Source organism: Brevibacillus fluminis, from assembly GCF_003710825.1.
GTDB lineage: Bacteria > Bacillota > Bacilli > Brevibacillales > Brevibacillaceae > Brevibacillus_D > Brevibacillus_D fluminis.
Genome location: NZ_RHHQ01000004.1, coordinates 406499 through 433038, shown reverse-complemented (window position 1 = coordinate 433038; position 26540 = coordinate 406499). Strand labels below are relative to the sequence as shown.

Sequence of the window (26540 nt, the reverse complement as noted above, 5' to 3'; positions counted from 1 at the left end):
CGATGTACAACGCGCTGCAGCAAATTTTCAAGGGCGCGCGGGAAGGAATGGTCGACACCCAGGTGGAGTTCGGCCGCCTCCTCTCCGTCGCGCCCTTGCGTGTCAAACTGGATGAGGACCCTGCGGTGTTGGAAGAGGAAGAGCTGGTCTATGCCAAAAACAGCATGTTTACCGTGCAAGACATCGGTTCCTGCCTCGCTCTTCTGCGTTGCACCAACGGCCAATACCTCATCGTGATGGAGGTGACAGGATAAATGTTTCCGCAACTAGCAGGAGATGAACGCCAATTGCTTTCCTCCCAGATCACGCCAATGCCCTGGACGTACCGCATGGACTGGAAGACGCGACAGCTCATGCAAACACCGGACGGCCGCTACCAAAAAACGACGACCTATGCGGAATATGTGGAAGAGGTCGCGAAAAAAATCTTGCAGACCAAACGGTTTCAATATGCCATCTACTCGGCGAATTATGGGGTGGATTTTTTGGCGGATATCGGGAAAATGCGTTCTCAGATCTCTCTTCCCGTCATCAAGCGGCAGGCGGAGGAAGCGCTGGAAGCGCACGTGGAGATTGAGCAGTCAGAGGTCGTGGACATTGCGTTTGTGGGAGACAAAGTCGTGTTTACTGTGCAAATCGAGGGGGCGCGCGGGAAAACAAAAGTGGAGGTGGACATATGGCAACGTTAGCAAAGCCGCAGATGCCGATCTTGCGCGAAATGCCGGACCAGATTTACCAGCGCATCGCCAACCGGATGAAAGCCCATGCCGAGGAGCGCGGCGAGACGCCGCCCGCTACCGAGGAAGGGGAGATATTTTACGATCTACTCTATCCGTTGGCGGAGGAGATCAGCGAGCAGCAGCAACTGCTGGAATACGCGTTTTTGCAGGGCTTTCTCCCTTGGGCTGACGGGGAGTTTTTACAAGCGCATGGGTATTTACTCGGGCTGGATCAGAAGGAAGGCGAGGATGAGGAGGCGTATCGTAACCGGTTGATTGAGCGGGCAAGGACAGAGGAAGGCAATGGACGGCGAAGTGATTATGAGCAGTGGGCACGGCAAATTGCTGGGGTTGGCGGGGCGGTTGCGATTGAGAAGGAGCGGCATGATTTGTCGGTCGATGTGTATATTACGGGGCAGGATGGTGAGCCGGTGACAGAGGCGTTTGCGCAGCAGGTGCGGGAGAAGCTGGAGGGAAAACGGGTTGCACTTCATGATTTGCAGGTGTTTCCGGCGCTTCCTTTTGTGGTGAAGGTAGTCGTGAAAATTTCTGTCCAAGCTGGGGCCGACCAAGCTGCAATTATTCAACTCATTCGCACAAGGGTACAAGACTATTTGAAAGGTCGCACATCGATCATGTATCAACAGATCGGGGCGCTGATTTTAGTGGATGGGGTGACAGATTATTCTGGATATACCTTGAATGGATCAACTGGCAATCTGACCAAACCAGCGAATGCAGTTGCAACACTTGAATTGGTGGTGCACACATGATTCCGTTACGATATCGCGAACGAATGCCTCCCTATTGGTACGAAAATCGAGTAGCTGCTTATTTTTTTGAGGCAGCAGGCGGTGAATCACAGGGACAAAAAGAAAAAATCCTTGAATTAGGGAAGCAATGGTTGCTTCCTTATGCAACGTATTCATTTGGGGTATGGGATTGGCTCTTTTTCGGAGACAATCAAGTCGGGACTATTGAGCAACGGCGTCTCAATATCAAAAAAAAGCTTCTCGCTAAAGCACAGTTTACGAAAACGACACTAATGATGATGGCACAAGAAGCAGGTAAACTTCTTGGGATCGAAGAGGATTATCGAAATAAAGAGATTTTATTCACATTCACTACTTCGGAACCGATTCGACTCTCAAGTTTTCTTGAAAGCTTTGAAAAAATTCGACCCGTACACGTTAAGAGAGCAGGTACCGTAGCTGGAACGAGTGTTGAACCGATTCAGGTCCAAACAACATTTCGCACGTCACAAGTCGACTATTTGTCTTGTGGCACGTTTTTTTGCGGAAACGATTATCCGGAGCAGGGAGAAGGCTCTACTAAATTTGTATTTCTTCAACCGTACCAACTCATTTTTGTAACATCAAAGGGGGAGTAAAAGTGTCCTTTCAAACAAAAAATCTGGTCCGGGATTCCGCCTCTTTGCCGATTCCACAGTATTTTAATATCGGCAATGATAGCTACGAACCTGTGAATGGGAAAAATGGCGCGACTTTTGTACAAATCAAGGGAAAGGCTGCTAAAGAACCGTTTAGTGGGAACACGGATACGACCTATACGTTTTCGACTGCGATGCATGAATTTGTCATCATCAACGATGGCAATTCGGAATTAACCGTTGGACTCAACGGGTTTTTGTTCACAGTGAAGGCCGGTGAATTGTTTGATGAACAATTTGAACCGTTTTCGGAAGTAACGGTCAAAACAACAAGCCCATTCAGGGCCTATGCGAGAGGGTAAGCGAGATGACCATACAAGCAAATTTGTCAGCCTACAAAAAAATGCGGAATGACATGTTAGGGCTTATCCGTGGTAGAAAGCCTGGGAGACTGATCGATCTCTTCGAAGACCAGTCAAAATGGATTAAATCATATGGGGATCAGGTAGCTTTTGATTCTGTGACAGGGAAGTTGAAGATCACCTCAACGGGTAATGTAACAGCTGCCAAAAATAATTTGATTAATGCCGATCTTTCAGGCGTAAAAACGTTAAAGCTGCGACTCCATATCGATCAACCTGAAAACATCGATGCCTTACAAATTTATTTTGCAAATGACACGGCATTCAACAACTATTTGCTCGAAGGAATCTATGGAAGATGGTATTTCACACAAGGGTGGAATGAGTTTTTAATTGATGCCAGCAAAATTGAGGTCGTGGGTTCGGGAACGTTCAACCAACCGATTGTAACTATTCAGATGAGGGTGAGAACATTAACCGGAAAAAGCGTAACGGTGACATTTGATTCACTTATCAGTGATGAGAGAGAAAAACCGCAGCTCGTCATCATGTTTGATGACGGACTGTCTTCTCAGTACAGTGAAGCTTTCAGACGGATGCAGCAAAAAGGCATGGTGGGCTCGATTGCGGTCATTTCCAATGTCGTAGGCAACCCTGGTCACGTTACGCTGAATCAGCTTCAGGACATGTATAAATACGGATGGGATCTGGTGAATCATACGCATAATCATCTAGACCTCACGACGCTTGCTCCGGCGACAATCGCAAGTGAGCTGGCATTATGTACCGGATGGTTAACCAGCAATGGATTTACCCGTGGATGCAATATCGTGGCGTATCCTTATGGTGCAGTAAACGGTCAAGTCATTCAAGCCATGCAAAAGTATCGTGCTGGTCGAACCACCATCGATGGAATCGTTGCTTGTCCTCCTGTTGATAGGTATAACTTGAAAACTGTGGAGGCGCAAAAGGACACGTCACCAAGCGAAATCAAAAGTCGCATCGATGAGGCAATCAGTTTAGGGGGATCATTGATTTTGTTCTTCCACAAATTGATTGAAACACCAAGCAGCAGCACCGAATATTCTCTAGCAAATTTTCAATCAATTATTGATTACGCCTATACGAAACGGGATCTCATCGAATTTACCACTCTTTCAGCATGGCTGGATAAAAGCGGGATATAAGGGAGGGGAAATTTGATGATGATTGAACAACGGTTTCTCGAGCATCTCAGAGATAAAACGAGTGAGTTGATTGCGAACGCGGTCGTGACCATTGATGGGAATGAGAAAGTGTACCCGATCCAATCTACAAAATTTGAGGACCTTTTAACAATTCAAAAGTTTGCCTATGTGCCGAATGAGGACCACCAAGGAACGATGACGAGTGCAAAACTGGTAAACACATACGGTGAAACCTTGATTGGTACTCCGACCAACATCTCTTTGCAAGGATATGGCATCGTACTCATGTTTGAAATCAAACTGAAGGTAGAGGCGGTGAGCAAATGACATACGCAAAAACAAACTGGCAGGATCGGCTTTTTATCCCAGATACAGGCGAAGTTCTACAGGAAGGGACGAAAGTAACAGCAGCAAGAATGAACAATATTGAGGAAGGCATCTTCGTCATGCATTCTCAATTTGACCAGTTACAGCGTCAAATCTTGCGTCTGCAGGCATACTCTGACGCCAATAACCGGGTTGTGGGTAATAACGGTACTTTCGTCGATACCTTTGACGGCATGAAGGATGTAAATCTTAAGCTTGATATGACGAGGACAACTCTCGTTAGCCACACCTCTACCGTTCTCACTGTTGAAAACACGGTAGGATTTATCGTTGGACAGGAAATTACAATCGCATCTTTGACAGCCTATGAAAACCGCGTTATTAATGCGATTAACGGGAAAACCATTACATTGACTAGTGGATTGACTGGGACGTATCCAGCCGGCGCAATCGTTGCTCGTTCAACCGTTGAGATCGATACCACCAACAAGAAAATGAAACGCGGATCGTATAAAACCTATGATGTTACAATTTCTGTTTCCTAAGGAGGTGAACGCTAATGGCAAGTAAAACAACAAATGTCGTATTCACAGAATCAACGTTACGTAGCCAAAGCAAAACGATTTCAATTGATAAGCTCAAAACGATTCGTTCCGTAACTGTTAATACTGGTACTGTTACTCATACCGTTAGCGGTAGTAGTGTAACAGTCAATGTCTCTAACGGGACAGCCACCAGAACCGAAACCAGCAGCTATTCGCCGACCATCATAGGCACAGCGACACGAACTACCTCAGCTGGCGGGGACCCATCGTTGTTACAATCATCATTGACTGCAGCAGAAGCGGGCTACTCTGGATATACAGGAACCTTGACGGGAGGAACTGCAACTGTAGTGAGCGGCTCTTATACACCTGGCACCACTGAACAAACAAAGCCTGGATCGCCCCAAACCAAAACCTCAGCAAACAAAAACGATTTGATCGACAAAATTTGGGTTGTTGATGGTGCATATAGTGGTTGGCTCTATGGAAATGGCATTGTCGTTGCATCAGGGTCAGAGGCTGGGACTACAACAAAGACTACAACAATGTCGAGTAGTAGCGTCGGAGGAGGTTGCCAAAATGCTGCAGGCTTGGCGTATAACGGAACAAATGTCCCAAAAACCATCTCATATAACGATGGGACTTATTCTGGTACCTTAACAAAGGGAGGTTATACGCAAACCAGTTGTAATCCGAACTACTCCTGGGACAAAGATGTTGGTGCATGGAACGCATACGCAACCGTATCGATCACCTACTCGGGAACGGTTAGTAAGCCAGACACCCGGGTTTACTCGCAGACGTATACAGGAACGTTAACAAAACCGGGTACCCCAGGAGTTGATACAAGGGTATGGCAGAAATCGTATTCTGGGACGTTATCCAGTACCACTCCATCCTACTCAACGACGTACTATTATTCCTATAATGTAACGATAACGTATGAGGACAATTCGGGCCAAACAGTAACGGTAACTACTCCGGTCAATGGAGCAACCCTAGCCGAAGGCGGCCTACTTTCGATTACGGGAAACACGTTAGACCTTGATAGTGGAGATACAGTCACGATCAAGTATCGAATAAATGACGGAACTTCAAAGGCGATTACCAGTGATACGACTGACGGTACCACACCGATAACGTTTAGCAAGCAATTGTCCTTTGAAAATGGAAGATTATACGATGGCACGAGTGATGTTTCGGGCCAATTGTCGGAAACCGCCACACATGTCTTATACGTTTGGTCAGAGGATAATAATGGAGGGGTATCGCCGGTTCTCAACCGGACTTTCACTGTTACATTAAATCGAGCACCAGTCATAAATGTTAATCAAACCACCAATCAAACGGGATTGATTGAATCCGGGACATTAACTTTTTCAGGTTCTGCTGCTGACCCCGATGGCAACTCATTCAGCATGACTTGGAAGCTCAATAATGGTACTCCTCAGAATCTTCCCGTTTCCAATGGGGTATGGTCGTTTATTGTAGGCGTGACAAGTATGCAAGAAGGTACGAATACAATACTTGTTACTGCAACAGATCAATATGGAGCAAAGTCAACCAAAACAATAACCTTAAATCGAACCACTACGAAAACCCCTTTACGGGTGTCTCATGCTCGCTATAAGGTTGCTCCACCCAATGGAACGACAAGAGAGATAATTGCATGGCTCCAACGGGAGAAGGGGGACTTGGTCGTGAGTGGTGATCTATCGATCGTTGGTAGTGGTCAACCAGAAAATTACCTGCAAATGTCAAAATCAAGCGCCGCAATTTCCGCCATAATTGATGAGGATCAGTTTATTGGAACCGCCGTGACTGCAGCAAATGATGTTGTAATGAGATTAACACTAACGAGTACGACGGCAACATCTAGCCAAAGTGCGGTATACTTAGTGGGGGCGATTAAGTAATGAAATATCGGAAGCGGAATGCGGACGGATCAATGGGTGAATTCGTACTCACACCTGCTGGGGAAGAGGAGCAGGGGTGGCGAAATCAAGCGAGTACTTTGTCCGCGAAAAATTCAGGGGAAATCGAGTTTGCTTTGGATTATCAAAATAAAGATCAGGCCATCACGAAAAATAAAAAAACATCCAAGTAAGGCTCTATGTGACGCTCCTTAAGAAAATCACATGTGAGCCTTTTTTATTTTGGAGGGAGCTGCTGCTGTATAAGCTCTCTGTAACGAATGTGCCACAAAGATAATTGAACAATATCGAGGAGCTTCAAACACGGCTCCTCTTTCTTTTTACTCCGCGACCACAGGCGATAAAATTTCAAGCAGTGCGTATCCCCTAAATAAGGATGTGATCGGAGGCAACCCCCTTGGACGAAATCAAAGACCTACAAAAAGGCATCACTGCCATACTCGTCGCAATCGGCAAAATCGAAACCGAAATCAAACAACTCAACAACATGGCCGTCAAACTGGACGCCACCGAAAAAATAGCATTCGAAGCTATGCAAAGTACCAAAGCTGCACATAAACGCCTCGACGAGCTAACAAAAGAACTAACTGACCTGACCAAAAAAGCAGAAGACATCAAAAAAGAAATCGAAAAGCGCATCGAAACAGACAAAGACAGGGGCAAAGACGACAAGAAATGGCTTGTTGGCGTTGCCCTTTCGCTTGTTGCAATCGTATGGAGCTTTGTGAAAGGCGGAGGAACACATTGAACGAAACAGACCTATTAGTTTTAGCCAAGCAATACATGGCGGAAAAAGCCATTATCATCGTTGTAGCGCTGCTAGTAATCGGCTATGTTATGAAGAAAACGCCTAAAGTAGCGGACTGGATGATCCCCTGGACTCTCATGATCATCGGGACCTTACTCGCCTGCTGGTTGCTCGGCACAGTCAGTGCACGAAACGTTGTACAGGGTATTCTCGCAGCGGGCATCGCGACATTATCACACCAGCTGTGGAAGCAAACAACCGACAAACGAAAGGAGGACGCCCGATGACCCCCCAATCCTTCATCACCAAAATCGCCCCAACAGCCATCTCAGACATGCGCAAAACCCGCATCCCGGCCTCACTCACCATCGCCCAAGCCATTCTGGAAAGCGCCTGGGGCGAAAGCGGGCTGACCAAAAAAGCGAACAACCTTTTTGGCATTAAAGGAACGGGGATGGCAGGCAGCGTCTCAATGCCGACGACCGAATACCTTGGCAAACAGGCCGTAGCTACGACAGCCACCTTCCGCGCATATTGTAGCTGGGACGAATCCATTGCCGACCATTCGGCGTTGATTCTTAACGGCACAAAGGACAAGCCGACACGATACCACGGGGTGTTGGGGGCGGACTACAAAACTGCTTGCCAGGAGATCTGGAAAGGCGGCTATGCTACCGATCCAGCCTACCCGCGCAAGCTGATCAGCCTGATCGAGCAGTATGACTTGGCGAGATTTGATGTGGTTGTGCCTGAGGAGAAAGTGGACAAGGCCGCAGCAGAAGCAGTAATCGATCGCCTCGGCGAGATTTGGACAGACGCCGTCGGAAACAAAGCCGTACAGGCTGCCGCACACTATGCGGCAGACGCGCTGCGCAATGCGGTGGGAATTCGCAAATAAGCCTTGACGATGCCCTCTCTGGAGAAATGAAATCCAGGGAGGGTTTTTGTATGTCCAATAACCGTGAAAACGTTACGTTTGACATAATCTTGGAAATGAATGGGGACAACTATATAAGGATTTGTGAGTAGATACGACTATCTCTCCGGTTAATAAGGAGAACATCCGATGGACAAAGGGAATTTTCCAAAACTACAGAGCTACCATGTGATCTTTCTCGTCCAGAATGTCATTACAGGCGAGGGGCTTCTCAGGTTGCCACATACGTTAAGTCCAACAGGGTACAACGAATGGTGGGTACTGTTCATACTCGGGATCTTGGCGCAGATTACGCTTTTTCCGATGTACTGGCTTGGCCTGCAATATCCCCGTCATAATCTGTTCCAAATCAATGAAATATTATTGGGTCGTTGGCTGGGGAAATTCGTCACCATCATCTTTATTCTTTACGGCATTCTCACGGTCTCCGCGACTTCCCAAAGTTATCTTAGGCTTGTTGGAGCGATTACGCTCCCAGATATCGCCCCGTTTTTCCCGCTTTTCTGTCTATATGGGGTTATGCTCTATATTGCCGGTGGCGGAATAAAGTTAATCGCTCGTTTTTGCATCTTGGCATTCTTCTTTACCTTTTGGATGCTTTATTTTTTGCTATGGCCGATGTCGGCAGGCGGAGCCTCACATATGTTCCCGCTCTTTACAGCTAAGCCGGCCGAGATTCAAAAAGCAGTAAATGATTCTTATTTTAGTATGTTCGGCTATGAATTGCTGCTGATCTATTTCCCTTATATCGTCAATCAAAAAAAAGCACTCAAACATGCCTCAATCGGAATATGGATGGTCATTCTCTCCTATGAAATCGTAACCTTTGTCAGCATCATGTATTTTTCAGAATGGCAATTGGCGAATGTCATCTATCCTGTTTTAAGTTTGTTTAAATCAGTGAAACTCTCATTTATTGAACGGGTTGAAAATTTGGGAGTTGCACTATGGGTGTTTTTGATTTTATCGACGACAGCAGGGTATTTGTGGATGTCAAAACTAGGAGTTGATTTTGTTTTCTCTAAGAAAAGAGGAGCACATCTTTACATCTGTGCTGTTGTGTCATTTTCGATCATCCTCGTACTCCCTTTAGGAAAAATGGAAACAACCATTTATCGTGATTGGACGCAATACGGTGGATATTTCATGATTCTGTTCCCTTTGATTTTATTAGCCGTACACGCGATTAGAAAGAGAGGAATCAAGAAAATCGACATGTCGGAGTGATGAAAAGCGGAAGGTAACGCTTGCGACCAGCGTTCCACACACTTATTTGGTCCCTGTGCCGAAATTGTTAAACAGCGACTGCGTAAAACGAATCCATTCACGTGCCGCTAGCGACAAATACGTATTCTTTCGCCAAATCATCGCCAAATGCCACGGGATCGCGGGTTTGACCAGCGTGACGCTTTGAACGCGATTCGGCTGCAGCGAACGGCAGATGGTCTCGGGCAAAAACGCGACGCCGAGATTGACGGCGACCATCTCCTGGATAAAATCCCAGTGCGAGCTTTCGTAAAGGACATGCGGGGTGAAGCCAACCCGTTTGCATTCCTCAATGATTCGATCATGCAGGGTAAAGCTTTTGCTGAAAAAAACAAACGATTCATCCGCGAGCTCGGCAAGCGTCACTTCGTCTCGTTGGGCAAGCGGGTGAGTGGGATGGACGATGAGCCGCAGGTTTTCCTTGACTAACACATGCGAATCAAACAGCTCGTCATTCACCGGCATCTGCACAACGGCCATGTCCAGCCCCCCACTCTCGATCTCCGCCTCCAGCTTTTTCGAGCCTTCCTCGACCATGTGGATGTCCAGGCCGGGGTATTTGGCGCGGAATTGGCTCATTACGGTGGGGAAAAAGCTGGCGCCGACCATGGGCGGCAGACCGATGCGGATCGTTCCTTTGGTGAACGTGGTCAAGTCGTCGAGCTCGCGGGTCAAGCTTTGAAACGAGTCAAGAATAGTTAGGGCATGGGCGACGACAACCCGGCCAGCGTCTGTGCACTCGATTTTTTTGCCGATGCGCGAAAACAAGACGAGCCCGAGCTCTGCTTCCAGATTGCGAATCATTTTGCTCAATGTCGGCTGCGTGATGTGCAGCGCTTCCGCCGCCTTGGTGAAGCTGCGCAGGCGTGCCAGCTCCATCACGTACTGCAATTCACGGATGTCCACGAGACGATCCTCCTTCTATAGATAAATGGCATGAAAAACGTTCTATATATTCATTTTACCAATACAAAGTATTCCCGTATACTTCGGCCATACAAACGATTGCGACAAGAAGGGATGGGCGAACGGTTTTTTGCAAATGTCACGACCATTGAGGAAAATGGGAAGGAAGTGTTGACTCTTCCCTAACCGGAGACATTATGATTCAAAACGAGGTGATGAACATGTTCAAAATCGGTGATTTCGCAAAGCTGAACAAGGTGTCTATCAAAGCGCTGCATCATTATGACGAGCTGGGGCTTTTGCCGCCGATGAAAATTGACGAGCAAACGGGTTATCGGTATTATGCGGCGAGCCAAATTCCTCGCTTGCATCGCATTATGGCGTTTAAGGCGTTCGATTTTTCCTTGCAAGAAATTGCGCAAATCAGCGGTGAGGACACGTCAGCAGTAGCAATGGTAACTATCTTACAGCAAAAAAAAGCGGAGCTTCAAGCTGAGCTTGCATCCCGGCAGGAGAAGCTGAATCGCCTCACACACCTGATCCATCACTTGCAAAAAGAGGAGGATGTACACATGTTACAGTATGATGTCGTGATCAAAAAGGAAGAAGCCAAGATGGTCATGTCGATTCGGGAGCATGTAGCTGATTACACAAATCAGGGTTTGCTTTGGAATGAACTGATTTCTCACTTGAGCAGCCATCGCGCTAAAATCAGCTCGCCGATTGCCATTTATTACGATGCAAGCAATGAGGAATGTGGTCCGAATATCGAGGTTGCCGTTCCGGTTCATGAGACGATACCAGAAACGAACCGAATTGCGTGCCGCGAGCTGGAATCTGTAAATGAACTAGCCTGCGTCATCCACAAAGGGGATACGGACACCTTGACCAATGCCTACACCGCCCTGCAGCTATGGATGGAACAAAATGATTACACACTGGCTGGACCCGTTCGCGAAGTGCACCATGAAGGCTACTTGACGACAGCGGATACGAGCCAGCATGTTACCGAAATCCAAATTCCCGTGAAAAAGGAGAGATAAAGACCCTCCTCCTTGTATAACAGACTGAATATTATGAAAAGATAACCCCATCTTCCAGACTTTGGAATCGTTTGTTATGGTTACAAGGGAGGGGGGATAATCATGAAGCGTCTTGGGATCGCCATAAGCATCGCAGCTGCCGTTTTGGCCGCATGCGGAGAGCCAACTCCAGATGAGCAAGTACGGGCATTAGCCGAAAAAGCCAAAAAGGTCGAATACGAAATTGCCGATTACACAAAAGTGAAAGACGATATCCAGACCATCCTCGAAAGACAAGAGAGAATCAAACCTTACTTTACTGAAAAGGAATATCGGTCTATTACAAACAACCGCGTTATGGGCATCGCCACGTTGGTCGCCATTCACCAAAAAGCTAATATCACAGTGAAAGAGCTGGCATTGCAGCCCAAATCGGAGGCAGACAGCACGCGTTCCTATGATTATACGATGAAGCTGGAATTGACTTATCCGGATGGTCGACCGAGCAAGGTGATAGAAGCGAACGGACAGATCGATTTCGTCAAGGAAAGCGAGGGGTGGAAAATTTCTCGCGACTGGGATGGTTATGTATTGGTAAAGGAAATTTACGCTGAGTAATCCACACACACTAAAGACCGGTGGGCATACGTGCCTGCCGGTCTATTCCTGTTTTTATGTTCTGCCTTACAGCTGATTGTCGCCCGTGCTTTGGAAAAACTCGATGGTCTTCCCATTTAATCCTTTGACAAAAGCGATGCGTGCCGGTGTTGACGGCTGATTGCCGAGGACAACATCGCGCGGACCGTCGGTGAGCACTGCTCCAGCCTTGACCGCTGCTGCAACGGCTGCATCTACATCACTTGTGCGAAAGGCGATATGAAAATACGCTCCGCTCGGCAAAAAGGTTTCCCACCAATCCCACTGGAATCTACAATTGGTTATCGCGTGACCGAACGGGGACTGGCGTGGGTAATCGTGTACAACCAGCCGGTAATAAGGCTTGCGACCATGGCCACCAAAAAGCTGATGAAGAAAGTGGCGTGGCCTTGTGATATCGCTCCAGCGACGATCGGGCCGGCAATGGAACCGACGGACAGGGCAGCGGCATACAGGCTGAATGCCGTCCCGTAAATGGAGGGCGGGGCGCTTTGCGCAAGCATCGTAGTCATCGCTGGGTAAAGCACTCCAAAGCAGGCGCCAAGGATAAAAACGGGCGCATAAAGATTAGATGGTCCAAAAAGCGCCAAGCTATACATGGTCAAGCCGAGCACCAACATCGACACGGAGCAGCGAACGACAGGGGAGAGGCGGTTTAACCAAAACTGGCTCAGCATCAGGAGCGAGCCTACCCCCATTACGCTGAACATAATGCCGGATACTGTCGGGTCCAGATGTTTTTCCTGCAGCAACAGCGGAATCTCATACATGAGCGTTCCGCTGGCAAAGGTGGTGGCGAAGCCACATATATAGGCGGGGTACATTGTATGGGTGGTCATCATGACACGAAAAGCCGAAACCTTTTTATCCGGCTGCGGTTTGCTCATGGAATTCAGTGCTTTTTTTGTAGGAAGGCTCCAGATCCCGACCATTGACGCCAGCATCATCACGCCGCCAAAAATAAAAAAAGTATCGCCGTAGCCGAATTTCGCCGCAAGCAAGCCGCCGATGGCCGGTGCGACGATGGAGGCAGCTGTAAGTGCCATTCCTTTTTTGACCATGTAGACGCCCTGCTCCTCCGGTGTCCTCGCCAACTGACCGAGAAGTGCAAGGCAAGTCGGGGTGACAAATGCCATTGTGAAGCCAAAAATCAGACGAAGCCACAGGAGCGTGTCCGGGGTGTCCACCATTCCTTGGCCGACCAGAAGCCAGCCTGCCAAAAATAGGCCGGCGCAGATGAACAGCTTTTTGCTGTATCGGTCGAGCAGCGGTCCTGCGATCAGATGACCGAGCAGGTTGCTCATCGAATAAGCGCCCAGCAAAATTCCGATGACCAGCGTGGTTGCTCCCAATGTTCGTGCATAAGGAGCCAACAGCGGCAATTGCGCATGCATGTCAAAAGAAGCCAGAAACAATATGGCAAGCAGTACCCACACATAAGTCCCTCTCATTTCTTTCCCTCCCTCGTCCCTATGTTATGTACAAGGCAGGAGAAACATGATTGCCGGGTCATGGAGGTGAAATGACAGTAGTTTCCTTCTCTCCCTGAAAGTTAGTGCTCTTCCCTCTCTTTTACTTTAGTAACGAGCGGCATTCATGTGCACGATAGTAATGTCTGACAAATCCTCTACGAAAGAATGGTGGACAACAACATGAAGAAAGCTTTTGCAATCGCGACTGCACTTTGCTTGGTGTTCTCTTCCGCTTCTGCTTTTGCCAAGACTGAGCACGATGGAGCTAAGAAAGGCACTACTCATACGAAAGCCCATCACAAAATGCACACGAAAGCTCACCATGGCAAAATGCATACAAAAGCGACAAAAGCAGGTCACAAATTCCATACCAAAGCGACTCCGGGCATGCCAAAAACCGGTATGGGTGGCGCTAGCAACTAAGGTGGAGGAGAGAAGGAGAAATCCTTCTCTTTTTTTAATACCTACCGCGGCTCCGCCAAAAAGCTTCTAACGTGTAAGAATAAGGGGATAAACGAATGATCAATCGACCGCTTGCTCATGTCGTACTCATACTTCTCATTTGCTGCGGCTGCGCAGCAACCAAACCGGAACCCGCACCAGTCCGCGAGCAGCAATTATCGCTCAATCAGCATGTCGAACCAAGGCTCTATTCGGTTCCGCACATCAAACTATATACCAAACCTGCTATTCCGCCGTATCCGATCATGCCTGACCTGCTTGAGATCCCGTCCATCAAATTGAAGGCGCGTGTGGAGGCGGTCGGCGTCACACCGAAGGGAAACATGGGAGTACCAAAGGAATTTGATAAGGTGGGCATTTTATCGCCATGGACAAAGCCAGGCGAAAGAGGAAATGCAGTCATCGCCGGTCATTTTGACCACTATACCGGACCTGCGATTTTTTATCGTTTGCGCGATTTGAAGCCAGGCGCCAAAGTGATCGTCTCCAATGAAAAAGGGAAACGAATCAATTTTGTCGTAAAAGACGTCGTCTCGTACAATACGGCGGATGCCCCTCTGGAAAAAATCTTTGGGCAGGCCAACAAGCCGCATTTGAACTTGATTACATGTTCAGGACGTTTCAACAAAAAAACGCAGGAACATGCAAGAAGACTGGTTGTATTCACCGAACTTGCGGACCCCGAACCCATGGAAATGCCACACAAGGGTGTGCGTAAGACTAAATGATATCAGATGGAACGCGATCACAACGATCTGTGAAAACGAACAAACCAGCCTGCAAATGGGCTGGTTTGTGATCGTAGATACTTAGGTTATTTTGTAAAAATGTGATGACCGATCTGCTTGATTTGCGGGCGGGTCCAAATCCACTTGGATGTGGCGGTAATCGGGTTAAAGTAATAGAGCGCATTGCCAGATGGGTCCCAACCGCGGACCGCGTCTTGTGCAGCCAGATAAGCGGTAGAATCAGGCGTCAGCCAAAATTGTCCGTCATCTGTCGCAGTAAATGCGCCAGCCTGGAAAATTACATCTCGAATCGTTTTCGGGAATTCGGACGACTGCAGACGGTTCATTACGACGGCTGCGACTGCGACTTGCCCGGTATACGATTCTCCGCGCGCTTCGCTGTATACGAGGCGTGCAAGCAAATCCATTTCGGTTGCATTGACGGAGTATTTTTTCAAAATCCCAATCGTCGTGCTGCCAGCAATTCCGTCAACGTTCAGGCCATAATCTTCTTGAAAGCGGATGACCGCTTGTCTCGTTTGGCTTCCGTAAATGCCGTCCAGTTTGCCGACGTCATAACCGATGGACTGGAGGCGATATTGCAAATCCCACACATCCCCAGTTTGGCTGCCCACTTGCAGCACGGTTGCTGCTTCCACGGGTGAATGTGCGGCAAGCGTCGTGGAGCACAATACCAGGAAGGAAAGTGCCCACTTGTGGAATCTTTTCATGGTTGACCTCCTCCTTCTTCTTTCCCTATTGTAGAGAGTCAAAAAAAAGATGCAATGGAAAATAGTTGGGAGGAGTGGAAGAAAGTAACGAGCAAAATGAACCGCAATAATATTTTGAATTGACTTCCTTTACCCAAATGGAATAGAATGGGCTTTAAAAAAATTTCCATGAAAAGGGGTAGGAAGAGAGTGGCATTCTATTATCAGGAACCTTCACGTACATTTAGCGAGTATTTGTTGCTGCCGAATTTGACCACGAAAGACTGCATTCCCGCAAACGTGAATATGCGGACGCCAATTGTCAAGTTCGCCAAAGGGGAACGCTCGGCAATCGAGCTGAACATTCCATTTGCCTCTGCTGTCATGCAGGCGGTTTCCGACAATCATTTGGCGGTCGCACTCGCGCAAACAGGCGGTATATCGTTTTTATTTGGTTCGCAATCCGTTGCAGATCAGGCGGCGATGGTACGCAAAGTGAAGGCTTATAAAGCGGGTTTTGTCACGAGCCGCTCCAACCTTACCCCCGATCATACGCTTGCTGACGTTCTTGCCAGCAAAGAAGCGAATGGACACTCCACAGTCGCCATCACGCACGATGGCTCCCCAACCGGAAAATTGCTCGGCATCGTGACGAGCCGAGACTACCGCATCTCCCGCGATCTACCTGACAAACCAATTCACTCGTTCATGACTCCTTTCTCCTCCCTAATTTATGGAAAAGTCGGCATCACCTTGCCGGAAGCAAACGACCTCATCTGGGAACACAAGCTCAATTGCCTGCCAATCATCGATGACGAGCAAAATCTCGTCTATCTCGTTTTCCGCAAAGACTATGACCGCAACAAGGAAAATCCGCTTGAGCTCTTGGATGACAAAAAAAGCTATATTGTCGGAGCCGGTATCAATACGAAAGATTACAAGGAGCGTGTGCCTGCTTTGGCTGAAGCGGGCGTTGATATCGTCGTTCTCGACTCATCGGACGGGTACAGCGAATGGCAGCGCGAGGCGATCCAGTATGTGAAGGAGCATACCGACCTAAAAATCGGGGCGGGCAATGTGGTCGATCGGGAAGGTTTCCTGTATCTCGTCGAGTCGGGTGCCGATTTCGTCAAGGTAGGTATCGGCGGCGGCTCTATCTGCATCACGCGCGAGCAAAAAGGGATCGGACGTGGACAAGCGACCGCTTTGATCGAAGTGGCGCAGGCGCGCGACGAATATTATGAAAAGACTGGCATCTACATTCCGATCTGCTCGGATGGGGGGATTGTCCACGACTACCACATCACGCTGGCTCTCGCGATGGGTGCCAATTTCGTGATGATGGGCCGGTATTTCGCCCGTTTTGACGAAAGCCCCACGAAAAAACTTAAGATCGGCAACAGCTATGTAAAAGAATATTGGGCGGAAGGCTCAAACCGCGCGCGCAACTGGCAGCGCTATGATTTAGGCGGCAAGCAATCGCTTGTTTTTGAAGAAGGTGTCGATTCGTACGTCCCGTATGCAGGCAGCCTGCGGGAAAACGTCGAGAAGACGATCAGCAAGATCAAATCGACGATGTGCAACTGCGGCGCCAAAACGATTGAGGAGCTGCAGCGCACCGCGCGGATTTCCTTGGTTTCTGCCACAAGCCTGGTTGAGGGTGGGGCACACGATGTCATGCTGAAGGAGAGCAGCTTGGGAGCGGATTGATCCACGCTACGAAAAAAACGGTACGCTATGCCTTACGAAAACCAGCTGATTATCGGCTGGTTTTCGGCTTGCTTTCTTGAAGAGAAACATTCTATAATTGCATTAGATAGCTTAACAATGAAGGGTGCGAACGTATTTACATGAAAGCAGACCATATCGACCTCCATGCGATCGTCAAAGAGATGAATGAAGCGAATTACGCGATGAATGTGATGATTTTGCAGGAGTACCAAGACGCCCTGGACACGGAAATTACGGCAAAACAGACAATCCTGCTCGAACTGGTCCACAAACATACGCAGCTGACCGTCAGCGAAATCGCCGAGAAAATGAAGGTGTCCGCAAGCGCAGTCAGTCAAATTATCAGCAAGCTGGAAAAAGCGGGGTATGTGCGGCGGGAGATCAATCTCCAAAACCGCCGGGAAATCCTCGTTAGGCTCGATGAGTTGGGCATTCAATATTTCATTAAAGAAGAAATGGTGGACCGCAACGTTGTCGAACGCTTCTATTCGCAGTTGGATGTGGAAGAGGTGGTCACGATGAAAAACATTGTCCTCAAGCTGAAAGGGATCGTCGAGCGCGAGTTGGGCCGCGATAAGGAAGCCGGTGGCGAGTAAGCATTTCCACCACGGGGGGTAAACAGTTTCCCTCGCATGCCTAATTGTTAAGTTATCTAAAATATTTAGTTTCCGATAAAAACATAGCGAAAAGGGAGAGATTGGCTTGAAAACGAAGCAAGAGCGGTTTGCCCATTTATTCGGTACATTGGCAGAAAAGCAGCTTTTCAATGGCGTTGTCCTCGCGGCGGAAAACGGAAATGTCATCTTTCAAGCGGCGTATGGCGACGCGGATATCGCAACTGGGCGCAAGCTTGCGTTAGATAGCGTGTTCGAGCTGGCCTCCGTTTCCAAACCGATTACCGCACTTGGGATGGTCAAACTGGTGGAGCAAGGCAAGGCCAGCTACGATGAGCTAATTGGCAGATGGCTCCCAGACTTCCCGTACAAAGGCATCACGATCCGCAATTTGCTGAACCACACATCAGGTCTGCCTGATTATATGGAGCTGTTTTCCAGTCATTGGGATCGGGCCAAAATCGCGACGAATCAAGATGTGCTGGATATGCTGCTCGCGCATCAGCCCCCTGTCGATTTTGAGCCCAATGAAAGATGGCTCTACAGCAATACAGGCTACGTGCTGCTCGCGATCCTCATCGAAAAAATAGCTGGCAAAAGCTTTGCGTCCTACCTAAAAGAAGAACTATTCGAACCGCTCGGCATGCACCATACACAGGTGTATAACCGCCGTTACGAGAAGGAACAGATCGAAAATTACGCATATGGCTACGTCTATGACCTCTATTCCGATCGCTATGAGCTTCCCGATTTCGTTGCCGACACGGATTTTGTGGTCTACCTGGACGGAATTCAAGGGGACGGTACGGTCAATTCCACATTGTCCGACCTGTTGAAACTCGATCAGGCGCTGTACACAGATCAGCTTGTGAACGGTGAAACGTTGGAGGAAATGTTTGCGCCCGTCCGCTTGAACAACGGTGAGACGTTTGATTACGGCTTCGGCTGGCTTTTGGAAGAGAACGAGGAAAAAGGCCGAATCATCAGCCATACAGGAGGCTGGCCTGGGTACTCGACCCTTTTGAATCATTATCACGATCAGAAAAAGACATTGATTATTCTCTGCAACGTCGAGCAAAATGCAGAATTTAAACAGGCCTTCAATTTAGCAGCGGAAAACATTTTGTTCGATATGCCGAGCGAACTCCCAACTGCACCACCGAAAAAAAAACCGGCCAACATCGACCCTTCCATTTACTCTGCTTATTTGGGTAAATATGTGTTGGACAATGAGGACCAAACGACGATGACGGTGACGACCGAGGAGGGGCGTCTCTATTTGCAAGCCGTAGGAAAAGTACGCGTCGAACTGTATCCGTTATCGGACACTCGCTTTTTCGTTCGCTGGGATCCGAGTGAAGTGGAGTTTGTTTCCAACGGAAAAAACCGCGCTGAGAGCATTATCATCAGCGAGGACGGGAATCTAACGTCAGCAAGACGGGAGTAAGGAGCGTATCGGCTTTAACTAAGCTTGTCTTCAAACAGCAGAAACAAATAAAAATACTGCGGTTCGCTCACATTGGAAAAGACGAATTCCACTCTTCGCTGTCCCGCCGATTGAGTCAAGGAATAGGGAACTTTGCGTTTCTTCAATTTTTTTACCATGGCCGAAGCCTCTCTCCATGATGCGGTAAAACGATAATCATTCAGCATGGCCAATCACCCTCCATCACGTAGTGTACGCCTGGCTTGCCCCAAACCATACGTATAAATCCAGACAAATCTTGACGGTTAATAAGTAGTACTGTATAGTTCTAAATGTGAATGTGAAAACAAAAACTTCCAGAAGGTCCAATCGTTCCAAGGTGATTGAAACAGCTGCCGATCTATTTTTGCGAGAAGGCTATGCGCAAACCAGCATGGACGAGGTGATGCAGATCAGCCGCGTATCCAAGTCCAATATTTATTACCACTTTCAAGGAAAGGAGGATTTGCTGCTGGCAGTTGTCGAGTATTGGGTCGACATGTATGAGACAGCCATTGCCGAGCTGGTCGCCCAGCATGAAAAAACCGTGAAAGAGCGGATGAAGGCGTTTATTGACATGCTCACCACGGCGATAAACGCGCGTGACTGTCAGGGCGGATGTCCATTTGTCTCCCTGTATGTGCAAAGCCCACGAGATGCCGGTCAAGTCAAACAACGAATCACTCGTTTTTTTGCAGAGCTACCGCCTGTCTTAACGCGCTTGTTCGAGCAAGGAGTCGCCCGCGGAGAATTTCGCCCGGATGTATCGGCCGCTTCTGCTGCTGCTCTGTTCATAGCAGCGCTCGAGGGAGCACTCGTATTGGCGGAAACAACACAGAATCCAGAAATGATTCAGGAGACGGCAACACATTTTTATCAACTGCTTCAGGGCTGAGGAAGCAGTTTTTTTACAGCACAAACTAGAACTGTTCAGTACTATTTCGTGGAGGGAATAAGATGAAGCTTTTCGTGACAGGTGGAACGGGTGTGATTGGCAAGGAGATTCTCAAACAACTTCAGAATGGTGAAGAAGAGATTTTCGTATTATGCCGCTCGAGGGAAAAAGCAGAACGATTGTTCAAACAGCTTGGGATGGAGAAAAGCGGGCGGATCGATTTTCTGGTTGGCGATTTGCAAAAAGAGCGACTGGGATTGGATGACGCCGCCTATGAAAAGGCGCTGACGGCTGACGTCATCATCCATGCCGGCGGGACGATGGACATTACGCTAGGGTCAGAGCTGGCACGAAAAACGTTTCTCGACGGGGCGGTTCATTTGGCCGACCTTGCTCGTGCGATCCACCAAACGCGCGGCTTGCGGCAGTTTGTGCATGTCGTCGGGTATATGAGTCCTTTTGGGGACGAGAACGTTGATATGGAAGCCGACGTGTTTTCCATGGATTCGTTTTTACAAGGGGAAGGAGCCTATGAGCGGATGAAGTTTTTGGCTGACTTGTATATTCGACAACAGGCAAAAACACACGGCTACCCGCTGGCCGTGATGAATCCGTCAACCGTCATTGGAGCCCGCCCGACTGGCGAAACGGAACAGGTAGGTGGACTGGGGATTTTGGTGGATGCGATGAACCGCGGGCTGATGCCGGTTATCCCGGGAGGGGCTAATCATTGGCTGCCGCTTGTCACCAATGATGATGTCGCGCACGCCGTCGTGGCGGTTGTTCGCCAAGCGAAATCGATCAGCGGCACGTACACCTTGCTAGGCGACAAAGCGACGAGCATGTCGATGACGCAATTGCTCGCTTTCATGGCTCGTCAAATGCGGATTCCAGTGCCGAAGCTCGCTATTCCGCTCGATTGGATGCAAAAGGCAATGGGCTGGGGATTGGCGCGAATGACCGGAATCCCGACGGAATCGATGGCCTTCATCACTGAGCGAGAATTTCCCAATGAAAGCGCGAAACAGCTTCTCACGTTGAACGGTGGCGAAAATGAGCGAATGTTATCTGTTGAAGATGTTCTTCCGTTTGTGATCGCAGATTTAGATTACCGATTGACAAGCCAACCAGGTGAAGGGTTGGAGCAGTTCGAGCGACGGCGCCTGGCGAATCTGTCTGCCTTCTATAAAAAAGGAACCGGACAACCGTGGGTCTTGGTGCACGGCTTGTTTAGCCATGCAGAAGCGTTGCTGCCACTGGCTATTCGGCTTCATGAAAAGACGGGTAATCCAGTCTGGCTGATCGATTTGCCCGGATTCGGGCGCTCGCCATCGCTGGATACTGAAAACGGCAGCGAGTCTGTGGAAATGATCGTAATCGCACTCGCTGAGTCGCTAGCTGCTTTGCCTGATGAGGGACCTATCCGCTTGGTCGGGCATTCGTGGGGGGCGTATCTTGCTGGAAAAGTCGCGCCACGGCTGGGCGACAAACTAGATCAGCTCATGTTGCTCCAACCAGCTTTTGAGGCGCCGCATGATAGACTCCTGAGGTGGGCGAGCGCCACACCGAAGCTGCTCCGATTGATGCTGCGCAGTCTTCGTCCACACGCATGGGCGAAGCGGATGATCGACGCTGGTGCATTCACGTCTACCAGCGAGCACTTGCCAACCTATGTGAAACAAGTTACAGACAGTCTGCGTTCCCAGCGCATCGCCTATGCCAATGCCCACGCAATGCAGCTGTTGTTCCATCGTGCATCCCCATTGGCGATGGTCGATCTTCTTGGCAGCCGAGCGACCATCGTGTGGGGTATCCATGATAAAGCTTACACGTTGCCGGCTGAATATGCCGAGCTTGCAACTATCATGGTTCCGCATGGTCACCAATTCCCGCTCGCTCATCCGGAAGAGACGGCAGCTCTCCTATGTGACCATGCTAACGGCTTTGTCGGTTGTTCAGAAAATGTTCAGTCACATCCTGTACGATGGAAAGAAGGGAAACGACAGTCAATAGCTTATCCTGACAACAAGATCATCTGACCACCCCGGATAAGCGGGAAGCGAGGAATTGTCTTGAAAACGGTTATGATCGTGGACGATGCCGGATTCACAAGATCCATTCTACGCACCATCATCGAATCATTGGGTTTCACGGTGGTGACGGAGGCCAAAAGCGGAGAGGAAGCCATCATGCTGTACCGCATGTACCGCCCGGACCTCATCACAATGGATATTTCGATGCCCGGCATGGATGGTTTGGCGGCATTAGAAAAAATCATGGAGATCGATCAGCAGGCCAAGGTGATCATTTGCACTGCAAGAGGGCAAAAAGATTTGATCGTCCGGGCCATTTCCGTGGGCGCGATCGATTACGTAGTAAAACCGCTGCAACGCGACCGTCTGGAGCTGTCCATTCAAAAAATAGCGACGCGCTGTTAAAAGTTTTTTTCGGCAATAATGGGTATCATCTACTAATGCATATATTAGTCGTTATTGTTAAGATCAGTACATTCACGTACACTCTTCCGATCACAATGTTTGTGGTCGGTTTTTTTCTTGCCCAAAATTCGTTGACAGATCGTGCAGAGTCGGAAAGAATGGATGAGAATGACAAGATTTTGTGCTGATAGAGTGGGAGAATGATGGATGGTAAAAGCGATAAACTATGTAAAGCAAAGCATTAGCCGCCGCTTCGTTGTTTTGATGCTGTCGGTCTTGACGCTGATTATTGCCGGTGCGCTGGCAGCCCTTTGGCTGAATTACACGACGCTAGAACAGTACCGGAAGATCGAAAACGAGCTAAAGCGCAAGCAGGAGCTTGTTTCGGAAATTTCATATCATACCAACCAATTGTTTTTCCGCGTGCGTGGCTATTATTCGTTTAAAAACAAGCAGGAATATGCAGAAATTTTTCAAGAGAAAAAAGAGCTGGAACAGTCGCTTGCCGCATTTTCTAAGCTGAAGCTCAGTCCTGAAGAAATAGAGCTCACGAAGTCGATTCGGCACTTTTTTGATGAGTACTTTGCTGTTACGTTGCCAAAGGCAGTCGGAATGGTGGAGCGGGATGACTATGATTCGCTTCGAAAGCTGTCCTCATCCGGGGTCAATCAGACGGTGAACGAACTGGTCGCCTATGCCAATGAATTCAAGAAAAACAGCGAACTCGAACTGAAAAAAGAGAGCGAGGAGCTGTCCAACGTGATTTCAGGGCAGGGATTCCTGTTTTTGATCTACTTTTTGGGCATCCTCTTGGCTGCCGTTTGGGTGACGTTCCGGGTGGCGAGGGATGTGGGTACACCGCTTACACAACTTTCAAGTGCGACTGACAAAATTGCACGTGGTGAACATGTGATGATGCCTGAAATGGATCGATCGGACGAAATCGGCCATTTGTCCCGTTCGTTCCATTCGATGATGGTCCAAATCCAGACGAAAGAAGAAGAGCTGCTGATGCAAAATGAGGAGCTGCAAGCACAGCAGGACGAACTGCAAATGCAGCAGGAGGAATTGCAGGAGGCGCTCGCCAAAACGGAAGCCAGTGAGCGGTATTTGGAAAAGCGGAATCGGCTGATCATGTCGCTTGCCAACACGTTGAACAAGCAGGAGCTCTTGACCAGCATCATCCACAATATGGTGGAAGTGACGGCTGCGGACAAAGGAATCATCGTGCTTTTGAACCAATCGCGTGATCACGCCGGATTCGGTATTGCGCCTGAAGGGATCAGGCAGTTTCTCGACCAGCTCGAGTCCGGAATGTTGATACGGATCAGGGAAACCCTTCTCCCGTATCAACTCAAGCGAAAGCAGACCGCAGGAGAACGGGGCTATCATGTAGAGGAAGCATACGGCCATGATCTGTTCTTGCCTGTTTTGTCGGCCAAAAATGAGCTGATTGCCTGCATGGTTCTCACGCGTCTGGGTAAGTCGGCTACAGAACCGGAAATGAAAGAAATCACCGGTTTAGCGAAACAAATCTCTTTGTCGCTTGAGAAGCTGGATATGTATGAAGAAACGGAAAAACAGCGGCAGCTCACGCAAGACATACTCGATACAATCCAGGAAGGTGTCCAGCTGCTCAATCCTTCCGGCGTCACCATTCAAGTCAACCGAAAGATGTTCGAAATTTTAGGGCAGTCCCAACCCGGCGGACAGGTACATACCCCGCATGAATTGCTGTTCCCTTATCTACAGAAATACGTAAGCGAGCCTGAAAAAATGCTCGCATTCATTACCGATGCAGTTATAGGGAAAGCTCGTTCTGCCAAAACGTTTGTTTATGAAGTGAACCTGGAGCAGAAACGATACATCCAGATGTACGACGTCCCGCTTTACCGTGGAACGGACAAACTGGGAACGCTGCTCGTTCATCGCGATATTACCAGAGAGTATGAGATTGATCAGATGAAATCGGAGTTCGTGAGCACGGTCAGCCATGAACTGCGGACGCCGCTTGCGAGCGTGCTGGGCTTTGCCGAGCTGTTGCTGCATAAGCAGCTGTCACCTGAACGGCAGCGGAAATATATGCAAACCATCCATCAGGAAGCGACCCGCCTGACCAATTTGATCAACGATTTCTTGGATTTGCAGCGTATGGAATCTGGTAAGCAAAACTACAACATGACACCGCTAAACCTGATCGAGATTGTAAAAGAAGCGATTGAGCTACAGCGAGTGAACACGCGCCTGCACCGGTTCGTGTTCGAGCCGAAACAGCCTCTCATACCGATCACAGGTGATGCGGACAAAATCCGTCAAGTCATTACGAACCTGCTTAGCAATGCTGTCAAGTATTCGCCAGCGGGTGGACCAGTTGAAATCACGTGCGAGGAAGAAAACGGATTCGTCAAATTGGATGTGAGTGACCAAGGATTGGGGATACCGGAGGAATCGCTGCCACATCTGTTCACCAAATTTTATCGGGTCGATAACTCGGACCGTCGGGAAATCGGCGGAACCGGCTTGGGACTGGCCATCGTGAAAGAAATTCTTGGCTTCCATCAAGGGACAATCGATGTCTCCACCGAGTTCGGTCGAGGTAGCACATTTACCGTCCAGCTGCCCCTTGCGCCAGATGAACAACGTTTGGGACAGGAGGAAGCGGCGGTGGCTGTACACCCGCAAAAAATTTCTACAGGTGGCCAGATTGTATTGGTGGAAGACGATGTCAATTTGGCGGAGCTGTTGCGGACAGAGCTGGAGAGCAGTGATTTTACGGTCTTCCATTTTGCGAACGGGCGCGAAGCCGTTCAGCAAATTGCGAAGCTTCAACCGGATGCAGTGGTGCTCGATCTGATGCTTGGTGCTGGAATGGACGGATGGCAGGTCATCTCGGAAATGAAGGAGAACCAGGAAGCAAGCCGCATTCCCATCCTGATTTCCAGCGCATTCGAAGAAAAGAACAAGGCCTGGGAGCTGGGGGCAAAAGGCTACCTAGTCAAGCCATACCATCCGAAAATGTTGACGGAAGTGCTGAATGTGACCATCGCAAAGCGTGAGCGCGCCGGCCAAATCTATGTGCCTGATCCGGATACCAAATCAGATGCATTATCCGAAGAGAAGGAAGACGATCAGGAAAAATAAAGTGGATTTGCATGTTCGTATATCGTTCGCATATAATGAGAGAACAAACGTTCCTTTTTTCGAGGAGGAGTCGAACATGCAGCGAGATTTACAACGATTTTTCGTCCGAAACCAATTGGTTGAAATCATTTATATGGACCAAAATGGCCAGATCAGCAAACGGATGATTCGCCTGCTGGCCATAACCGGTGATACGGTCAAAGCGTATTGTTTTACCCGAAAAGCAAAGCGTCATTTTGTAATCGACCGAATTTTGGCGGCAGTGCCGGCTACGCAAGACCAGTCGTCCGCCGCAATGTAATCCTATACGCAACAAAAAAGGATGGCGCGCATGCCATCCTTTTTTGTGTTCTCCCTTACATCCAGCGTTCGCCCCATTGGCGAATGGAGGCCATGACCTGTTCGAGATCATTGCCTTTGTCTGTAAGCTGATATTCGATTCGGACTGGTATTTCAGGGTAAACCTTTCGTTCGATAATACCGCACTCCTCTAGCTCCTTTAATCGCTCGGCGAGCATTTTGTCGCTCATGTGCGGTACCATTTCTTTTATCTCTTTGAACCGGGTCGAACCGGTCAACAACACATGCAAAATCAATCCCGTCCATTTTTTTCCCAACAGACTGACGGCCTCTTCAAATTTGGGACACATCGCGGTTTTGGGATGGTTCTGTTCAGCCATTTGTGACACCCCCGTACAAGAACTTATTATTACTGTACCACAAGCACTAAAGAAAAGTAAGTGGGTAAGCGTGACTTCCCTCATATTACCCAAAAAAGCCACGTATTTGTCACGAAATTGTCCGATTGAACGAATTTCCTGTACAGACATAACTTGCCAACGGTAGGAAATAATAAGAGCGATTGAAAGGGACGGAGGGTACGA

General features: G+C 48.7%; 32 protein-coding genes. 26 read left to right on the top strand and 6 right to left on the bottom strand.

What is annotated here, in order from left to right; translation table 11 throughout:
- The first annotated feature begins 2 nt into the window (after positions 1–2).
- From EDM56_RS04360 to EDM56_RS04295, 14 genes are all read left to right on the top strand, one after another.
- Positions 3–254, top strand: a complete 252-nt coding sequence (locus tag EDM56_RS04360; RefSeq protein ID WP_122916655.1) for a DUF2577 family protein — start codon at positions 3–5, stop codon at positions 252–254.
- The gene (locus tag EDM56_RS04355) at positions 255–689 is read left to right on the top strand and encodes a DUF2634 domain-containing protein (protein ID WP_122916654.1); all 435 of its coding nucleotides are present in this window, start codon (positions 255–257) and stop codon (positions 687–689) included. It begins immediately after the preceding gene.
- On the top strand, positions 677–1492 hold the full coding sequence (locus EDM56_RS04350; protein ID WP_122916653.1) for a baseplate J/gp47 family protein: 816 nt from the start codon (positions 677–679) through the stop codon (positions 1490–1492). The genes EDM56_RS04355 and EDM56_RS04350 overlap by 13 nt, the downstream gene beginning before the upstream one ends.
- Positions 1489–2109 (top strand): hypothetical protein, encoded by a 621-nt coding sequence (locus EDM56_RS04345; RefSeq protein ID WP_122916652.1) that lies wholly within the window; start codon positions 1489–1491, stop codon positions 2107–2109. The genes EDM56_RS04350 and EDM56_RS04345 overlap by 4 nt, the downstream gene beginning before the upstream one ends.
- Positions 2110–2111: 2 nt before the next feature.
- Complete coding sequence (locus tag EDM56_RS04340) at positions 2112–2471, top strand: hypothetical protein (protein WP_122916651.1); 360 nt, start codon at positions 2112–2114, stop codon at positions 2469–2471.
- Between the two features lie 5 nt (positions 2472–2476).
- Entirely contained in the window at positions 2477–3658 is a 1182-nt protein-coding gene (locus tag EDM56_RS04335; RefSeq protein WP_122916650.1) for a polysaccharide deacetylase family protein, read from the top strand.
- 15 nt (positions 3659–3673) lie between these two features.
- Complete coding sequence (locus EDM56_RS04330) at positions 3674–3985, top strand: hypothetical protein (RefSeq protein ID WP_122916649.1); 312 nt, start codon at positions 3674–3676, stop codon at positions 3983–3985.
- Positions 3982–4530, top strand: coding sequence for a hypothetical protein (locus EDM56_RS04325; RefSeq protein ID WP_122916648.1), 549 nt, complete (start codon positions 3982–3984; stop codon positions 4528–4530). Before EDM56_RS04330 ends, EDM56_RS04325 begins: the two co-directional genes overlap by 4 nt.
- A 14-nt stretch (positions 4531–4544) precedes the next feature.
- Positions 4545–6446, top strand: a complete 1902-nt coding sequence (locus tag EDM56_RS04320) for an autotransporter outer membrane beta-barrel domain-containing protein (RefSeq protein ID WP_122916647.1) — start codon at positions 4545–4547, stop codon at positions 6444–6446.
- Positions 6446–6637 (top strand): hypothetical protein, encoded by a 192-nt coding sequence (locus tag EDM56_RS04315; protein WP_122916646.1) that lies wholly within the window; start codon positions 6446–6448, stop codon positions 6635–6637. Before EDM56_RS04320 ends, EDM56_RS04315 begins: the two co-directional genes overlap by 1 nt.
- 224 nt (positions 6638–6861) lie before the next feature.
- Positions 6862–7212 carry a hypothetical protein gene (locus EDM56_RS04310; protein WP_122916645.1) on the top strand — a complete coding sequence of 117 codons (351 nt, stop codon included), beginning with the start codon at positions 6862–6864 and terminating at the stop codon, positions 7210–7212.
- Complete coding sequence (locus EDM56_RS04305; RefSeq protein ID WP_122916644.1) at positions 7209–7499, top strand: phage holin family protein; 291 nt, start codon at positions 7209–7211, stop codon at positions 7497–7499. The genes EDM56_RS04310 and EDM56_RS04305 overlap by 4 nt, the downstream gene beginning before the upstream one ends.
- Positions 7496–8110, top strand: coding sequence for a glycoside hydrolase family 73 protein (locus EDM56_RS04300; RefSeq protein ID WP_122916643.1), 615 nt, complete (start codon positions 7496–7498; stop codon positions 8108–8110). Before EDM56_RS04305 ends, EDM56_RS04300 begins: the two co-directional genes overlap by 4 nt.
- Before the next feature lie 168 nt (positions 8111–8278).
- Positions 8279–9376, top strand: coding sequence for a GerAB/ArcD/ProY family transporter (locus EDM56_RS04295; protein WP_122916642.1), 1098 nt, complete (start codon positions 8279–8281; stop codon positions 9374–9376).
- A gap of 42 nt (positions 9377–9418) precedes the next feature.
- On the opposite strand, the gene EDM56_RS04290 is transcribed toward EDM56_RS04295, so the two are convergent.
- A complete protein-coding gene (locus EDM56_RS04290) occupies positions 9419–10321 on the bottom strand; it encodes a LysR family transcriptional regulator (protein ID WP_122916641.1) in 903 nt (300 codons plus the stop codon).
- 197 nt (positions 10322–10518) lie between these two features.
- Between EDM56_RS04290 and EDM56_RS04285 the strand changes: the two genes are divergently transcribed.
- Positions 10519–11364, top strand: coding sequence for a MerR family transcriptional regulator (locus EDM56_RS04285; RefSeq protein WP_122916640.1), 846 nt, complete (start codon positions 10519–10521; stop codon positions 11362–11364).
- 102 nt (positions 11365–11466) lie between these two features.
- Positions 11467–11961: a hypothetical protein gene (locus tag EDM56_RS04280; protein WP_122916639.1), complete on the top strand. Its 495-nt coding sequence runs from the start codon at positions 11467–11469 to the stop codon at positions 11959–11961.
- A 66-nt stretch (positions 11962–12027) separates the two neighbouring features.
- On the opposite strand, the gene EDM56_RS04275 is transcribed toward EDM56_RS04280, so the two are convergent.
- On the bottom strand, positions 12028–12243 hold the full coding sequence (locus EDM56_RS04275) for a hypothetical protein (protein ID WP_122916638.1): 216 nt from the start codon (positions 12241–12243) through the stop codon (positions 12028–12030).
- A 38-nt stretch (positions 12244–12281) separates the two neighbouring features.
- The gene (locus EDM56_RS04270) at positions 12282–13451 is read right to left on the bottom strand and encodes an MFS transporter (RefSeq protein ID WP_122916637.1); all 1170 of its coding nucleotides are present in this window, start codon (positions 13449–13451) and stop codon (positions 12282–12284) included.
- A 201-nt stretch (positions 13452–13652) separates the two neighbouring features.
- Between EDM56_RS04270 and EDM56_RS04265 the strand changes: the two genes are divergently transcribed.
- Together EDM56_RS04265 and EDM56_RS04260 are read left to right on the top strand one after the other, a co-directional pair.
- Positions 13653–13895, top strand: coding sequence for a hypothetical protein (locus EDM56_RS04265; protein ID WP_122916636.1), 243 nt, complete (start codon positions 13653–13655; stop codon positions 13893–13895).
- Between the two features lie 95 nt (positions 13896–13990).
- On the top strand, positions 13991–14662 hold the full coding sequence (locus EDM56_RS04260; RefSeq protein ID WP_122916635.1) for a class F sortase: 672 nt from the start codon (positions 13991–13993) through the stop codon (positions 14660–14662).
- Positions 14663–14748: 86 nt separating this feature from the next.
- Here the strand turns inward: EDM56_RS04260 and sleB are convergent, their stop codons facing one another.
- Positions 14749–15393, bottom strand: coding sequence for a spore cortex-lytic enzyme (gene sleB / locus EDM56_RS04255; protein WP_122916634.1), 645 nt, complete (start codon positions 15391–15393; stop codon positions 14749–14751).
- A gap of 189 nt (positions 15394–15582) precedes the next feature.
- On the opposite strand from sleB, the gene EDM56_RS04250 reads away from it, so the two are divergent.
- The 3 genes from EDM56_RS04250 (at position 15583) to EDM56_RS04240 (ending at position 19164) form a co-directional block, all read left to right on the top strand.
- Positions 15583–17082 carry an IMP dehydrogenase gene (locus tag EDM56_RS04250; RefSeq protein WP_122916633.1) on the top strand — a complete coding sequence of 500 codons (1500 nt, stop codon included), beginning with the start codon at positions 15583–15585 and terminating at the stop codon, positions 17080–17082.
- Positions 17083–17222: 140 nt separating this feature from the next.
- The gene (locus EDM56_RS04245) at positions 17223–17699 is read left to right on the top strand and encodes a MarR family winged helix-turn-helix transcriptional regulator (protein WP_183192286.1); all 477 of its coding nucleotides are present in this window, start codon (positions 17223–17225) and stop codon (positions 17697–17699) included.
- Between the two features lie 106 nt (positions 17700–17805).
- Positions 17806–19164 (top strand): serine hydrolase, encoded by a 1359-nt coding sequence (locus tag EDM56_RS04240; protein WP_122916632.1) that lies wholly within the window; start codon positions 17806–17808, stop codon positions 19162–19164.
- 14 nt (positions 19165–19178) lie between these two features.
- On the opposite strand, the gene EDM56_RS31365 is transcribed toward EDM56_RS04240, so the two are convergent.
- Positions 19179–19322 (bottom strand): hypothetical protein, encoded by a 144-nt coding sequence (locus EDM56_RS31365; RefSeq protein ID WP_183192285.1) that lies wholly within the window; start codon positions 19320–19322, stop codon positions 19179–19181.
- A 200-nt stretch (positions 19323–19522) separates the two neighbouring features.
- Between EDM56_RS31365 and EDM56_RS04230 the strand changes: the two genes are divergently transcribed.
- The 5 genes from EDM56_RS04230 to EDM56_RS04210 all read left to right on the top strand — a co-directional run bounded on the left by EDM56_RS04230 (position 19523) and on the right by EDM56_RS04210 (position 25957).
- Positions 19523–20077 (top strand): TetR/AcrR family transcriptional regulator, encoded by a 555-nt coding sequence (locus tag EDM56_RS04230; RefSeq protein ID WP_246009252.1) that lies wholly within the window; start codon positions 19523–19525, stop codon positions 20075–20077.
- A 62-nt stretch (positions 20078–20139) separates the two neighbouring features.
- Positions 20140–22116: an alpha/beta fold hydrolase gene (locus EDM56_RS04225; protein ID WP_122916630.1), complete on the top strand. Its 1977-nt coding sequence runs from the start codon at positions 20140–20142 to the stop codon at positions 22114–22116.
- Positions 22117–22149: 33 nt separating this feature from the next.
- Entirely contained in the window at positions 22150–22515 is a 366-nt protein-coding gene (locus tag EDM56_RS04220; protein ID WP_122916629.1) for a response regulator, read from the top strand.
- 207 nt (positions 22516–22722) lie between these two features.
- Positions 22723–25656 carry an ATP-binding protein gene (locus EDM56_RS04215; RefSeq protein ID WP_122916628.1) on the top strand — a complete coding sequence of 978 codons (2934 nt, stop codon included), beginning with the start codon at positions 22723–22725 and terminating at the stop codon, positions 25654–25656.
- A 76-nt stretch (positions 25657–25732) separates the two neighbouring features.
- Complete coding sequence (locus EDM56_RS04210; protein ID WP_122916627.1) at positions 25733–25957, top strand: WYL domain-containing protein; 225 nt, start codon at positions 25733–25735, stop codon at positions 25955–25957.
- A gap of 55 nt (positions 25958–26012) precedes the next feature.
- Here the strand turns inward: EDM56_RS04210 and EDM56_RS04205 are convergent, their stop codons facing one another.
- On the bottom strand, positions 26013–26336 hold the full coding sequence (locus tag EDM56_RS04205) for a winged helix-turn-helix transcriptional regulator (protein WP_122916626.1): 324 nt from the start codon (positions 26334–26336) through the stop codon (positions 26013–26015).
- Between the last annotated feature and the right edge of the window lie 204 nt (positions 26337–26540).